General features: G+C 61.7%; 13 protein-coding genes and 1 tRNA gene. 10 read left to right on the forward strand and 4 right to left on the reverse strand.

The genetic code is table 11. The annotated features are described in order from the left end of the window. The coding region (locus B1526_RS08450; protein ID WP_162287966.1) for a transposase at positions 1–585 on the forward strand (585 nt) is incomplete at its 5' end. A gap of 80 nt (positions 586–665) precedes the next feature. On the opposite strand, the gene B1526_RS08455 is transcribed toward B1526_RS08450, so the two are convergent. Together B1526_RS08455 and B1526_RS08460 are read right to left on the reverse strand one after the other, a co-directional pair. Further along, on the reverse strand, positions 666–2,144 hold the full coding sequence (locus tag B1526_RS08455) for a type I restriction-modification system subunit M (RefSeq protein ID WP_095615623.1): 1,479 nt from the start codon (positions 2,142–2,144) through the stop codon (positions 666–668). Positions 2,145–2,261: 117 nt separating this feature from the next. Continuing rightward, positions 2,262–2,726 (reverse strand): hypothetical protein, encoded by a 465-nt coding sequence (locus tag B1526_RS08460; protein ID WP_095615624.1) that lies wholly within the window; start codon positions 2,724–2,726, stop codon positions 2,262–2,264. A 228-nt stretch (positions 2,727–2,954) separates the two neighbouring features. On the opposite strand from B1526_RS08460, the gene B1526_RS08465 reads away from it, so the two are divergent. Further along, positions 2,955–4,109 (forward strand): hypothetical protein, encoded by a 1,155-nt coding sequence (locus B1526_RS08465; RefSeq protein WP_095615625.1) that lies wholly within the window; start codon positions 2,955–2,957, stop codon positions 4,107–4,109. Positions 4,110–4,182: 73 nt separating this feature from the next. Next, the gene (locus B1526_RS08470; protein WP_133088539.1) at positions 4,183–5,082 is read left to right on the forward strand and encodes a hypothetical protein; all 900 of its coding nucleotides are present in this window, start codon (positions 4,183–4,185) and stop codon (positions 5,080–5,082) included. Positions 5,083–5,108: 26 nt separating this feature from the next. On the opposite strand, the gene B1526_RS08475 is transcribed toward B1526_RS08470, so the two are convergent. Both B1526_RS08475 and B1526_RS08480 read right to left on the reverse strand, forming a co-directional pair. Beyond that, positions 5,109–5,789, reverse strand: a complete 681-nt coding sequence (locus tag B1526_RS08475; protein WP_095615627.1) for a hypothetical protein — start codon at positions 5,787–5,789, stop codon at positions 5,109–5,111. A gap of 160 nt (positions 5,790–5,949) precedes the next feature. After that, on the reverse strand, positions 5,950–6,474 hold the full coding sequence (locus B1526_RS08480) for a GNAT family N-acetyltransferase (protein WP_095615628.1): 525 nt from the start codon (positions 6,472–6,474) through the stop codon (positions 5,950–5,952). A gap of 169 nt (positions 6,475–6,643) precedes the next feature. On the opposite strand from B1526_RS08480, the gene B1526_RS08485 reads away from it, so the two are divergent. The 7 genes from B1526_RS08485 to B1526_RS08515 all read left to right on the forward strand — a co-directional run bounded on the left by B1526_RS08485 (position 6,644) and on the right by B1526_RS08515 (position 14,892). Next, a tRNA-Gly gene (locus tag B1526_RS08485) sits at positions 6,644–6,716 on the forward strand. A gap of 221 nt (positions 6,717–6,937) precedes the next feature. Then, on the forward strand, positions 6,938–8,551 hold the full coding sequence (locus B1526_RS08490; protein ID WP_095615629.1) for an ATP-binding cassette domain-containing protein: 1,614 nt from the start codon (positions 6,938–6,940) through the stop codon (positions 8,549–8,551). Positions 8,552–8,580: 29 nt separating this feature from the next. Beyond that, positions 8,581–9,540: a DUF2971 domain-containing protein gene (locus B1526_RS08495; protein ID WP_157908719.1), complete on the forward strand. Its 960-nt coding sequence runs from the start codon at positions 8,581–8,583 to the stop codon at positions 9,538–9,540. Positions 9,541–9,674: 134 nt separating this feature from the next. After that, positions 9,675–11,750: a threonine--tRNA ligase gene (gene thrS / locus B1526_RS08500; protein WP_095615631.1), complete on the forward strand. Its 2,076-nt coding sequence runs from the start codon at positions 9,675–9,677 to the stop codon at positions 11,748–11,750. 202 nt (positions 11,751–11,952) lie between these two features. Next, positions 11,953–12,615, forward strand: coding sequence for a phosphatidylinositol phosphate synthase (gene pgsA / locus B1526_RS08505; RefSeq protein WP_095615632.1), 663 nt, complete (start codon positions 11,953–11,955; stop codon positions 12,613–12,615). Between the two features lie 3 nt (positions 12,616–12,618). Continuing rightward, a complete protein-coding gene (locus B1526_RS08510) occupies positions 12,619–13,650 on the forward strand; it encodes a phosphatidylinositol mannoside acyltransferase (protein ID WP_095615633.1) in 1,032 nt (343 codons plus the stop codon). A gap of 60 nt (positions 13,651–13,710) precedes the next feature. Then, positions 13,711–14,892, forward strand: coding sequence for a glycosyltransferase family 4 protein (locus B1526_RS08515; RefSeq protein ID WP_235607122.1), 1,182 nt, complete (start codon positions 13,711–13,713; stop codon positions 14,890–14,892). Positions 14,893–14,908 lie beyond the last annotated feature (16 nt).

Consider the following 14,908-nt stretch of genomic DNA (forward strand, 5'->3'; position numbering starts at 1 on the left):
GTCGAATCCGTCGTGCCCCACGCGGTCGAGGTCATCGACCCGTTCCACGTCGTGCAACTGGCCGCCGCCCGCGTCACCAAGGTGCGCTGCCGCCTGCAACGCGACGCCACCGGCAGGCGCGGTGTCAAGGGCGACAGGCTCTACGACTGCAGGCGCGCCCTGCTGACCAGCGACGAATACCTCGGCGCACGCGGCCGTGCCAGACTCATGGCCCTGTTCGCCATCCAGACCAACCACGACCTCATGCTCGCCCACGACGTCTACCAAAGGGTCATACACGCCTACCGGTGCGACGACCGGCGACGCGGCGAACGCATGATGCGCGAGCTGATCGACGACCTGACCGGACCGGGGCGCTACAAAGGCTGCCGGGAACTCGCCTCCCTCGGCCGCGTGCTCAAAAGACGCATGCGCGACATCCTCGCCCTCTTCCGCCACCCCCACTCAAGCAACGGACCCACCGAAGCCATCAACGGCAGGCTCGAGACCCTGCGCGGCAACGCCATGGGCTTCGCCAACACCACCAGCTACATCCAACGATGCCTCATCCACAGCAGCCAACTCAAAGACATCCTTACACACTAACCTGAGAAGAGCCGCTTTAATCTTTCTTGCGTGACGTGTATCGTCAGAAAACAAATCAAGAAACGGTGTTGTCTCCGTCATCACTCACCATCCTCGTTCAGCAGTGCGCGCAGGTCATGCAGTCCGGTGGTCAGCTGTCCGTTGAGTGCTTCGAGGGCATCAAGGATTTCGCTCGTCGGTGGATACTCCTTGCGTTCGTATTCCACTTCGGCGTAACGGTTGAATGACAATTCGTAGTCGTTCGCACGAATCTCCTCGACGGGTACGAGGAAACTTTGGTCTTTGCGCGTGCGTGCCTTCTCGGCGTCCAGATCGGCGAAGCGGGTGAGGATGTCCGGGATGTTGCTATGCTCCAAATCTTCGTCACGCTTGTCATCGAGCGTGTATCCGTCATGGTCCATGCGGTACATCCACACATCGTCGGCGCTGTTGGGCGCATCGGTCTTCGTGAACACGAGCACGGCCGTGCTCACGCCGGAATACGGCTTGAACACGCCGGAAGGCATATAGATGATCGCGTGGAGTCGCTGACGCTCGACCAATTCCTCACGCAGCTGGCGGTATGCCTTGCCCGAGCGGAACAATACGCCATTCGGCACGATGCAAGCGCAGTGTCCACCGAGTTTGAGCATGCGCAGGAACAATGCGACGAATAGCAATTCGGTCTGCTTCGTCTGCACGACGGACTTCAACGAATCGTTCACATCATTGATATCCAAGGATCCCGTGAACGGGGGATTGGCGAGAATGACGTCGAAGGCACCACTCACGTCATTCTGACGGGAAAGGCTGTTGCGGTTGGAGATGTCCGGATGGTTGACCGAATGCAGCAGCATGTTCATCGCCGCGATGCGCACCATCGTCTGATCGGTGTCGAAACCGGTGAACTGCGGACCCCGGAACAGGTCCCACTGCTCGGTCAACATATCGTTCCCGTACCGCTCACGGATATGCTCGGCCGCGGAAATCAGGAACCCCGCCGTGCCACATGCCGGATCAGCGATAAGCTGCCCGGGCTTCGGGTCGATGAGGTCGACCATCATCTTACGGATATGCTGCGGCGTACGGAACTGGCCATTCGTGCCCGAAGTATTGAGCTTGCTCAGCATGTACTCATACAAATCGCCGAGCGTGTCCTGATTTTGCACATAGGTCAGCAAATCCTCAATGCCCGTGACGACCTGCTGCAACGTCTTCACGTTCGTGATGCCGAACTGCGCATCCCTCATGCTGTTCGCGAATGCATTGTCCGTATGCATCGTCTTGATGAACGGAAACGCCACATCGCGCACCACCGTGAGCATCATATCCGGATCGAGATCCTTGAAGTTATGCCAACGCGCACGTTGTATCTCCGGATCGTCGGGAAATACCTTGGCTTCGCGCGGAGTCACCCCCATGCTGAGCTGCCTTTCCCTGCGCAATTCCGTATCGTCAAGCGATTTCATGAACATCAGATAGGTGAGTTGCGTGATCACCTCGAGCGGATTGCTTGTGCCACCTTCCCACATGCGCTGCCAGATGTCATCGACCTTGTTTTTCACCGGTCCTGTGATCATATGCCTTTCCTTCTCGTTCGGCGTCGAATATCCTTGGGAATTCTACCAACAGATGGCAGATTGCGATGGCCGGCACGTCGGGCGGCACCGGCTATCGCGATTCCATCAACGCATGTCTCATTGCCGCATATCATGTGCAGCATCGGAGACTGCAGGGGCCTGTGTCGAGGTAGACGCAGGAGCCGCAGCCCCGTCGGGGTCAGACGATGGCTGCTGCGTATGTGCATACATGATGCCTTCCGGGACAGGCTGTTCCCTCAGCCTTTGCTCGGTCTGCTTGTCCTGTGCTTTGTGATCACGCCAGACGCGCGCAATCGCACTGCCGACATAGATCAACACTGCGATCGTCGCGAAGATCCAGATCATATTGATCGACTGCTTCCTCCCATACTCCGATGTGTTGCCAAGGGCGGCGAGGACGCAGAACCCGACGATGAACAATGTGACTCTGAGCGCGCCATCCCGTACGGCACGCAATGGGGAACGGCGCAACGCGCGGATGGCGGCGGGGATCTTGACGAGACCGATGATGATCCCCACAAGGAAGTAGATGCAGCCGATGACATTGAACAAGGTTGACATGATAGGTCCTTTCTTCTTTCAGAACGAGGTTCCGCAACGCTATACGCATCGTGGCCTTCACCCGTAAGAACCGGACAAAACATCGTCGATCAGCTCGGTTCCATATCGTGTGCCGTCCAGCACCTCTCGTCGTTGCCCTATGGGAACGCACATGTTTTATCCGGTTCATACGGATACCACGTCCCGGTTGGGGCAACGCCGACACGAGAGAGAAGACAGGAGCACATCATGCAGTACATAGGACATTGCTTCGGGATGCTGTTCAGTTGGGGAGGACTGCTGACATGCATCATCATTTGCAGCATATGCGCACTACTTGGGTACTTCGTCAGCAAGGAGAACCGCGCGAACAACACACGTGCCGCCGGAGCCTACGGCATCGGCATCGCATTGCTGCTGATATGGTTCAGCGCGGGAGGCGCCTACTCATCCACACCGATCGTATGCCTCAATATCCTTGTCCTTGTCGCCGCGATAGCCGCCATCATCCGGTTCTTCCCGTTCCTCAGGGCGTTGCGCCTGCAACCGCAGATCCAAGCGCAGCGCATCGCGGAAGAGCAACGCATCCATGACCATATGCCCTCCGTCATGTTCCGCCGTGCGGTCGAACGGTTCCAACTCGTTCCGGCGGTTTCTGGCGAGCCCGAGTTCCGCGGGTATGCCATGGTCGCCTCGGATGGGGAGGGACAGTCCGATCCGTTGTATGAGCGGGCGAATCGTTATTCATTGTCGAAGGCGCGCAACGAGCATCGTCTGTTCGGCAATCCCGGCGTAGGACTCAAATCCTCCGACTTCGGCGATGCGCAAATCCACTCCGGCCTGTATGGGGAACGGATGCTCGCCAACATCATCGCAAGCAGCGGACTGCATGTTGTATCGTTCTGGTCGTTGTACGGGAAAGACGCGCATGGCAGCCGCACCGATGCGGACATCGACGCCGTCATCATCGGCGTCGGCCGCAACGGACAGCTATACGCATGGTTCGTTGACGCGAAAAACTACAAAGGCGGATCGGACACCGCATATGTGAACATCGCGGATGACACACTCGCGCGTATCAGCATCAGCAAACACGCGTTCGTCTCCGGATCTGATGGTCGCGCGGATGTCCACATGAGCACGAACATGATCGCACAATGCCGGCATTGGCGCCCCTATCTTGAACAATACGGCATCATGAGCGACTGGCTCGTCTGCATGGTCCCGACAGGCAAATCCGGTGCGCCCCACGTAGAGGACGTACATTGGCCGGGAGGGGTGCCCGCGATGTCGCCGGAGACGCTGCTCGCACGCATCGCATCACTGGATCTGGCCGATCCCGCGAACATCCCCACCGACGTCATCCGATTCTTCACAGGAAACCTCAAACCGGACACCGTATGACACTCCGGAGTTTTATCCGGTTCATACCGGTGTCAGTACATCAATGATCGAGAACACCATGAAAGGACACCTCATGAACACCATCGACACCCCCAACAACGAATCGCTCAATATCCGCGAATACGGACTGCTCGTCGAAGCATGTTTCGGGTACCGGACGAAAACAGACTACGCGGACAACCCACGCGCGCAGGAGGAGGCCCAGAACGCACGCGCACTGATCACGAAAGGCTTCGGGACCGTGGACGAATACGGCAATTTCGTCCCATCCGAATCCGCCATGCAATGGGTGGAATCACACCGAGGCATAGGGGAGTACAGCCTCGCGCAACATCCGGTCGAAGAACCGGAAGAATGGTGGGAATCGCCGGCATATGTGATCCCCATCCCATTCTGGCTCACCGAAGACCTTGAATCCATCCGACACCTGAGCAATAAGGAAATCAGCGCGTTCGAAACGGAAAACAAGGAACCATACGTCGGATACGCGATCGAATACATCTGCTGGGACACTGGGTGGTCTCGGATGAGCGACATCGAGGGCTACGCACTGAGCCAGAACCCCGAACAGACATGGGCTCCTGATCCACTCGAGTACTATGTGGCTTGCGCGAAATTCAACCATGAGCGCGAATGGGAAGCCATTGAGACGCAAATGGCCGCCGTTCTGGGCCTGGAGGAAGACGAGCTTGACACCCTTTCCCAAGAGGAGTACCACAAGCTGTTCTGGGAGGTCGCCGACGAACGCCGGCGCAACAACCCTCCGAAATTCATAACTGACGATCCGCTGACCTATCCTTATTTGCAGGCGGAAGGATACATCGAGGATCTGGGGGAGGATGGGTTCCGTTTCCTCAAGCGGACAAGCGACATGGGGCTGATCCAGGGACAGGCGCCGTACACCGAGGCGTACGAGCGCGCCAAGCATGACATCACGGAATGCCAGCGTCGCATCGCGGAGGAAGAAGGGTGATCTTTGCCACGGTCAGGTATGCTCCGTCATCTCTGACCGTCGGCATCCTCACCTGTGCCCATGTTCACATATTCGAGTGTGAGGATGCCGTCATTGCCGTTCGCGTCGTCGGCGAGTCCTTTGAACATCACGTTGTAGCAGCCCGCGTCCTTGACATCCTCGGTCATGCATTGCACGTCGAGCTCGCTGCCGGTGGCGCGGACGCGGTAGCCTTCGTGCGCGTCCTCGTTGACGGCGAGCACGAAGAGGTCGCCGTCGTCACCGGTGCGCCATTCACCCGACGCCATGTCCGCCGGATCGGCGGGGAAGGACGTGGAAAGCGCATAGTACGCGCCGTCGAGCTTCGCATCGGCGTACTGCAGGAACTCGAATTGCATGAGTGCGCTCTGGTCCGTGACGGTTGCGGGGATGAGCGTCGAACGGTGGTCGTCCTTGCCGCGCGTCGTCGGCATTTCCATATGCGGCCACGCTTCGGACGTGTCATGGAACATGATCATGTCGCCGTTCGACGCACGCCATGTCGTCGTCTCGAATTCCTCCATCGTCAACGCCGCACCCGTGTGCTTGACATGGTCGTTCCACACGGCATCCTCGTGTGCGGCATCCCATGTGCCATCGTCCTTTGCGCCATTGCCGCACCCGGCGCCCGCACCTACCATGAGCGCCGCCGCGGCGAGCGCGGCCGCCTTCGCGAATCGTGTCGTCATCGGTATCCTCGATCGTCTTCGTTGTACAGGACTGCTTAGGTTGTACAGGAATGCTTGTCGTGTCCCAGTATAACGGTGGCCCGTGCGGATGCCGGCATATGATCGCAATCCCCACGAATCATGCACGACCGCCATTAGTGGCGGCGTTGCGCGGACGTCCTCACTCCTTCGGCTCTACGTTCGCTTCCATCAGCAGGTCGGTCTGCCTGTCGTCGCCGAGCACGAAATCGTGGGAGCCGATCTGCGTGAAGCCGAAGCGCTTGTAGAACGCGATCGCAGGGTCGTTGTGCTCCCATACGCCAAGCCACATCTTCGTCTTGCCCTGGGCGCGCGCCATGCCGAACGCGGTGCGCATGAGGCCGCTGCCGAGGCCGTTGCGTTTGAACGCCTTGAGGATGTACAGACGCTGGACCTCCATATGGTCGTCGGGCATGTCCTCGGTCTGCGCGGCACCCGTGTTGACCTTCATATAGCCGGCCGGAACACCGTCCACGGTCGCGACGAGGAACGTCGAGTTCGGGTTGTCGATCTCCTGCTGGAGCAGCTCGGGCGAGAGGTTGTCGGCGATGTATTTGTCCATGTCCTCCTGCGTGTTGAGTGCGGCGAAGGTCTCCGTGAACGTATCGACGCTCAGGTCCCTGATGGTGGTGGTATCGGCGCTCTGGGCCATTTCGATCATCGGCATGGATGCATGTTCCTTTCGTTTGGTTCCTTGTTCCAGTGTAGGAGGGTGCGTTCGGCCATGGCCGAACCGTGGACCGCGGCCGCCGCGTGACACGCCGGTTTTGCATGGGCGGCGCGATGCGGTAGAGTAACGATTCGTGCCCAAGCGATGCGAGTCGACCGGTGCACATGCGGACATAGCTTAGTTGGTAAAGCGCGACCTTGCCAAGGTCGAGACCGCGGGTTCGAGTCCCGTTGTCCGCTCTCATCAAGCCATCTCATGGATGCCCCGATATGCCAGGGGAGTCCTTCATATGGAGGTCAACGGGCACTTGCGGATCTGAAACGCGGTGAATGCATCAGTCAGCCAGACGCGTCAAGCGTGCTGCCGTGTTCATATGCGTTCGTTGCCCCGAATGCACCGGCCGCATTCACTGCCCCAGCATCCCCAAGCAGTACGCCATATCAATGAAGGATCATCTGACATGGCCACGCATCCCACGAACCTCATCGGCAGGCATATCTCCTTTTCCTACGATGGCGCACCGAACGCGCTCTTCGACGGCATCGACGTGACGTTGCCGCAAGGCTGGACCGCGTTCCTTGGCGACAACGGCTGCGGCAAGACGACACTCGCCACCATCATCCTCGGACGTCTCACGCCGACCGAAGGTACGATCAACCCATCCCCGTCAACGTTCGTGGACGCCTATTGCGCACAGGAATGCACAACGGAACCCACGAACCTCGACGCATTCGCGAACGATTGGTCACCGTCGGCGATCGCGGTGCGCGACATGCTCGGCATCGGCGACGACTGGCCATACCGTTTCCTGACGCTTTCGGGAGGCGAACGCAAACGCCTCCAGGTGGCGTGCGCGATCGCCTCCAATCCGGATGTGCTCGTCCTCGACGAACCGACGAACCATGTCGACGCGGATACGCGCGCCGCGATCGCCTCGGCGATGCGCGCATACGACGGCATCGGCGTGCTCGTGTCGCATGACATCGAACTCATCGACGCGACATGCACGCAATGTCTGATGTTCGAACGCAGACATGTGGACGGCCGCAACCGCACCGTGCTCGAACGCTACGCGGGAGGCTACACGAAAGCGTCGCGCACACGTGAGCACCGCGCGAACGAACGCGCGGATGAACTCAAGGCAGCGCACGACGCGCAACGCTCGATCAGACAGTCCCAGGACAAACGTCGTGCGATGATGAACGCCGCATCCGCCCGCAAGCACGGCGGATGGAAGATCGACCGGCACGACCATGACGCACGCAACACGCACAAATGGAACGAAAAACAGGCGGACAAGGCGAGCGCCGCCGCATACCGTGCGCTCGGCAGCCGCCTCGAGGCGGCCGAACGCGCGGCCGCGTCGATCGAGACGGACGCGAAACGCTATGACGGTGAGATCCTTGTCGACATCGCACCGTCCGCGCGCAGGGAACTCGCGCACATCGACGCCGGTGTCATCCGTTTTGGCGACGCCGCGGAAACGGACGATTGCGTCGCCGTGTCCGAACTCGTCATCGACGGCACCCATTGGCATACATGTGCGCTCGACGCCGCGCAACCGCTCGGCGATGCGGGCATCCGCGTGCCACGGTTGAGTGTCGGCCCCCGTGACCATATCGGCATCGACGGCGCGAACGGCACAGGAAAATCAACCGTCGTGCGCGCGTTGCTCGCGTCGGTCGCCGACACGTTGCCGACACTCACCATCACCCAGATCCCTGCTCCCGACGCACACGTACGGCTGCTCGACGAACTACGTCATCTGGACAACGGTGAACGTGCGCATGTGCTGTCGATGGCCGCGCAACTCAACGCCGACCCCGACCGTATGACGTCGGGGGAGCGGCTCAGCCCAGGGGAGGCGCAGAAGCTCGCGTTGTGCCTCGGACTGCTGCGCGCGCCGCAGCTCATCATGCTCGACGAACCGACGAACCACCTCGACGTGCACTCGAAGCAGGCGTTGGCGCGTTTCCTGCGCGGCTATGCGGGCGCGCTCGTCATCGTGAGCCACGAACGGTGGTTCCTCGATGAGGTATGCGGTTTTGAAGACGACGCGCGCACGGTATCATGACGGCACAGGGACGAGAAAAGGACACGCCAATGCCACTGACATACCACTATTGCTCGCTGCAGACCGCGTGCGCGATTGTGTCGAACGCGTCGCTGCGGCTGTGCGACATCACAAAATCCAACGATTCCGCCGAAATCACGTACGGATACGCGGCGGCGAGCGCGAGCCTCGACCGTGCGGGGCTCATCAGTGGACACGGCGCGGCGTTGCGGTTCACCGACGATTGGACCGACCTGTTGCGCCCCGAATACCGCACGTTGCTGCGTGAGGCGCTCACCGAGCACGTGTTGCCGCCGAACCGGCTGTGCTATGCGGCGTGCCTTTCCGAAGTGGGCGACCAGTTGAGTCAATGGCGCGCATACGGCGACGACGGGCGAGGCGTCGCGCTCGGCTTCGACCTGTCACCGTTCGCGCACGCTCGGCCGTCGTTCACGGTTGGCGACGACGACGGACACCCGTTGCAAACGCATATGATGACGATGTACCGGCCGATCGTCTACGGACATGAGCGCAGCGCCGCGTATTTCGACGCACTCGCCTCGCGCATGGCGCGCGACGTGCACGACCTGCGCGTCGCCGACGCCGCGCATCGCGACGCGATACGCGCGCGTCTGCTCGACGCGACGCTCGAGTTCATCGCGTCGACGGCGTTCTGCAAGAAACGCTTCTTCCATGAGGAATGCGAATGGCGTCTTGCGGTATGGGGGCCGAATGCGAACGTCGGCGGCTTCGAGACGCTTCAGGACGCGCTTGTGCGCGCGTTGCCGCGGCGCTTCCCGCGCATCGTCACGTCGGCGCGATGCGGTGTGCTGCCGCGCGTCGACCGCCTTGTGCCGACGATCGACCTTGGACTCGACCTCGGCGCGACGCTGCGCGCCGTCATCATCGGACCACGGTGCGCGGCGAGCGCGCAGGACATCAGGATGCTGCTCGCGGGCGCGGGTGTGCACGACGTGGACATCGTGCATTCACGCGGCACCTATCGGTGACGTCGTACAACGGGCTGCACCATGCACGGGATGGCCATCTTGTTGTCTGCGCTCGACCCTAAGTTGTGTACCTGTAATCAATAGTCCAGGTCTGCACCTTGTACCGCGGACCCAGATAGACAAGGACGATTCCCATGGCACAGCACACCATCTCCATAACGGTCAACGGCGAAGCGAAGGAGGTGGATGCGGACCAGACAGGCGTCGACCTGTTCGCCGACGACAAGAACATCATCGCCGTACGTCTCAACGGGGAACCCCGTGACCTCTACACACCGCTCAACGACGGCGACACCGTCGAATCGATCGCGCTCGATTCGCCCGATGGCGTCGCGATCATGCGTCATTCGGCGACGCACGTCATGGCACAGGCCGTCCAGGAGATCCGCCCCGACGCGAAACTCGGCATCGGGCCGGTCATCGAAAACGGCTTCTACTACGACTTCGACGTCACGGACCCGTTCACCCCGGAGGACCTCAAGACGATCGAGAAGCACATGCAGCGCATCATCAAATCCGCGCAGCGCTTCTCGCGCCGCGTCGTGACCGAACAGGAGGCGCTCAACGAGGAAGCGGACCAGCCGTACAAGATCGAGCTCATCAAGGACAAGGAGGATGCGCTCGACACCGAGGCCGCCGTCGAGATCAGCGACAAAGAGCTGAGCATGTACGACAACATCGACCGCGAAGGCAATGTCGTGTGGACCGACCTGTGCCGCGGACCGCACCTGCCGAACACACGGTTCATCAAGGCGTTCAAGCTTGAACGCGCGGCGGCCGCCTATTGGAAGGGCTCCGAGGCGAACCCGATGCTCCAGCGCATCTACGGCGTCGCGTTCCCGACGAAGGAGGAGCTCAAGGCCTACCAGACGCGCATGGAGGAGGCCGCGAAGCGCGACCACCGCAAACTTGGCCAGGAAATGGACCTGTTCTCGTTCCCCGAGGAGATCGGACCCGGCCTCGCCGTGTTCCATCCCAAGGGCGCCGCGATCATCAACGCGATGGAGGACTATTCGCGCGAGATGCACCGCAAGCACCACTACAGCTTCGTGCAGACCCCGCACATCACGAAGGGCGGCCTGTATGAGACGTCCGGCCATCTGCAGTGGTACAAGGACGGCATGTACCCGCCGATGCACCTCGACGAGGAGAAGGACGAGGACGGCAACATCGTCAAGCAGGGCTTCGACTACTACCTCAAGCCGATGAACTGCCCGATGCACAACCTCATCTTCAAGTCGCGCCAGCGTTCGTACCGCGAACTGCCGCTGCGCCTCTTCGAGTTCGGCACCGTCTACCGCTATGAGAAGTCCGGCGTCGTGCACGGCCTGACGCGTGTGCGCGGCCTGACCCAGGACGATTCGCACATCTACTGCACGCGCGAGCAGATGCGCGACGAGCTCAAGAACCTGCTCACGTTCGTCCTTGACCTGCTCAAGAACTACGGCCTCAACGACTTCTATCTCGAACTGTCCACGAAGGACGAGCACAAGTTCGTCGGCTCGGACGAGATCTGGGAGGAGGCGACGAACACGCTCGCCGAAGTGGCCGAGGAATCCGGCCTTGAGCTCGTCGCCGATCCGGGCGGCGCCGCGTTCTACGGGCCGAAGATCTCCGTCCAGGCGCGCGACGCGATCGGCCGTACATGGCAGGTGTCGACGATCCAGCTCGACTTCAACCTGCCTGAGCGTTTCCAGCTCGAATACATCGCGCCGGACGGCACCCACCAGCGCCCCGTCATGATCCACCGTGCGCTCTTCGGCTCGATCGAACGCTTCTTCGCGATCCTGCTTGAGCACTATGCGGGCGCGTTCCCGGTGTGGATCGCGCCGGTGCAGGCGCTCGGCGTGCCCGTCGCGGACGAGTTCGCGCCGCATCTGCAGCGGTTCATGGAATCCCTTGAGGAGGACATGGTGCGTGTCGAGACCGACCTGTCCGACGACCGCTTCGGCAAGAAGATCCGCAACGCGTCGAAGTCGAAGGTGCCGTTCATCATCATCGCCGGCGAAGAGGATATGAACCACAACGCCGTGAGCTTCCGTTTCCGTGACGGCAGCCAACTCAACGGCGTGCCGGTCGACGAGGCGAAGGCTTGGATCCTCGACGTGATCGCCAAGCGCGTCCAGGTCAACAGCGTCGACGACTTCAGGAAGGCGACCGGACAGGCCGCCGACGTCGAGTCCAACGTCTCGGACACCGAAGCCGAGTAAGGGACACAAACCATAGGGGGCCGTGGGCATCGCCGTTCGGGTGTGCCCACGGCCCCGTCGCCTTCATCACCGACCGCTATGCGACGGGCCGCACGTGCTGCACGGCTGTGCGACGGCGCAGCCGTGCCTACGGCGTTTATCGCCGTCTTTGCCTATGCTTCACTATGTCCATAGACCAACAGACTGATATCGGAACACTACTATGCTGGAAAAGCTTCGACCATGGTTCAAGCGGATCATCAACCCCATCGCGAGGGGAATGGTGAGGATGGGCCTGACGGCGAACGCCGTCACCGTGATCGGCGCCGTCGGCACGACGATCGTCGGCATCGCCACCGGCATCACCGGTTGGCTCTTCTGGGGCGCGCTCGTCCTGACACTGCTCGTCATCTTCGACTCCCTCGACGGTTCGGTCGCGAAGCTGACGAACGGCGGCACGCATTTCGGCGCGTTCCTTGATTCGACGCTCGACCGTGTCGCGGACTGGGCCGTGTTGCTCGGCGTCATCATCTACTTCTTCATGCGCAACAGCGCGATGCTGCTCGCCGACGGGCGGTATGACACGATTGCGCTCATCGGCATGGGCGCCGCGATCTATGCGATCATGACATCGTTCGTGACCTCCTACATCCGCGCACGCGCCGAATCAGTCGGCGCCGAGGCGAAAGGCGGCATCGCGACGCGTTCCGACCGGTTGACGATCATCCTCGTCGGCATGGCGATCAACGGCCTGACACATCAGGACGCATGGCTCATGGCGACGATGTGCGTCCTCGCGTTGCTCGGCACGATCACAATCTTCCAGCGCATCCACGAGGCCCGCGCGTCGATCGAGGCGTCATTGGACGCACCGGCGAAGGCCTGAGCGATGGCCAATGTGATGGCATGGCTCGCGGACCATCCGCGGGTGCTTCCCGAACGCATCATCCGCGGCGCTTTCCTCGCCGCCGCGGACATCGCATGGCTGTTGCGCGTCGGATCGGTGGTGCAGCTTGAACGCAACCTGCGCCATGTGCTCGAATGGTCCACCGCCCAAGCAGGGGGCGACGACGGAGCGCAGCCGATCGACCGGAGAACCCTGCGACGCGTCTCCCGCAACGGCATGCGTTCATACTTCACCTATTTCTCCGAAGCGCTCACCGTCGGCGCAAGAGGCAAAGAACGGCTGCTGGCCCGCGTCCGAGGCACAGGCGGGGGACTCGAATCCCTCATCAACCTCACGTCACCTGGAACGGGGGATCGCTCCGCGCCGATCGCGATGGGCCATCAGGGCAATTGGGACTACGACGGGTTCTGGGCGCAGTTCGCCGTGGCGCCGGTGACGACCGTCGCCGAACGGCTCGCCGACAAGGCGATGCTCGACACGTTCGTATCGATCCGCGAGCGCCTCGGCATGCGCATCCTGCTGACCGGGACGCCGCATCTGACCGAACGGCTTGAGGAGGCGCTCGAAGCGCCGCATGTGCTCGTGCCGTTGCTCGCCGACCGCGACCTGAGCCGTCATGGCGAATTCGTCGACGCGTTCGGCTCGACGATACGCGTCGCAAGGGGACCGGCGACACTCGCATATGACACGGGGCTGCCGTTGTATGTCGCCAACACCTACCGTGAGCGCCTCGACGGCGAGCGTAGCAAGCGTGCCGGCACTCCATACGGCTATGTGTGCGAGATCAGTGGACCGCTTGACATCGACGCCTACCGCGACCTCGAACGCGAGGCGGCGATCCATGCGATCAGCCAGGCGTGGGTCGACGTGTGGGCGCGGGGCATCGCCGCGCATCCCGAGGATTGGCATATGCTGCAGCCGATCTTCGTCGAGGACCTCGATCTGTCGAGGCTCAAGGACGTGCCGCCGGAGCTTGCCGCACGCCTTGCCGGCGACGGTGGCGTGCGGCGGTGATGGCCGTGCCGCGCCACCCAACCATGCATGAAGTCCATTCGGTCGGCAAGAATGCTCTGTATGTCTTCGCAGGAACCAGCACCGACCGCCGTCCATGCGGATGGCCGCCCATTGCGGGTCGGCATCGTCTGCCCGTATTCGTTCGAGACGCCCGGCGGTGTGCAGAACCACATCCGTGACTTCTCCGAGGCGCTCATGCGCCGCGGCCACTGCGTGTCCGTGTTCGCGCCGGGGCGCCGCACGAAGGACATGCCGTTGTGGGTGCAGACGAACGGGTCGTCGTTCGCGATTCCCTACAACGGCTCGTGGGCGCATTTGAGCTATTTCCTCGCGGCTGGCCTGCAGACGAGGCGCTGGGTGCGCCAAGGTCAGTTCGACATCGTGCATCTGCATGAGCCGGAGGCGCCGTCCGTGAGCCATAAGCCGCTCGTCATGCGTGACGCGCCACCGATGGTCGCGACGTTCCATGCGAGCATCGAACCGTATCCGAAGGCGCTGCACATCTTCGAACGGTACTTGCGCTCGTATCTGACGCCACTGAGCGACGCGATCTTCGTATCCCCGGCCGCCCAACGCACCGCGGACCATTATCTGCCGACGGCGATCGACCGCCATGTCATCCCGAACGGCATCGACCGCCGTGCCTATGTACGCGCGGAGCGCAACAACCAGTGGGCGGGCACCCCCGAACGGCCGACGGTCGGGTTCCTCGGCCGTCTCGAAGAGGAGCGCAAAGGGTTCCCGGTCTTCGTAGAGGCCGCCGCGCGCGTGCTCGACAGGTATCCGGAGGCGCGCTTCCTCGTCGTCGGCGACGGCCGTAAGGAAGCCGAGAAGATGATCCTCGAACGCGATGGGGGAGAACGGCTGCTCGATCATTTCGAGTTCCTTGGACGTGTGGATGACGATGACAAGGCGAGGTTCTACAGGTCGCTTGACGTCTATGTGGCGCCGCAGACGGGAGGCGAGAGCTTCGGCATCGTGCTCGCCGAGGCGATGGCGGCCGGCTGTCCGGTTGTCGCGTCCGACCTGCCGGCGTTCATCGATGTGACCGAGCGTGGACGTGATGCCGCGTTGTTTGCGAACAAGGACGGCGCCGATTGCGCCGAACGCATATGCGCGCTGCTCGCCGACCCGCAAGAGCGCACACGGCTTGCCGATGCGGGGCTCGAACGTTCGAAGGACTTCGATTGGGAGCGCGTCGTCGACGAAGTGCTCGCCGTCTACCGCCGGGCCTTGTCGTAGAAGCGCATTAGAATCA

Origin of the sequence: Bifidobacterium criceti (assembly GCF_002286935.1) — a bacterium.
GTDB lineage: Bacteria > Actinomycetota > Actinomycetes > Actinomycetales > Bifidobacteriaceae > Bifidobacterium > Bifidobacterium criceti.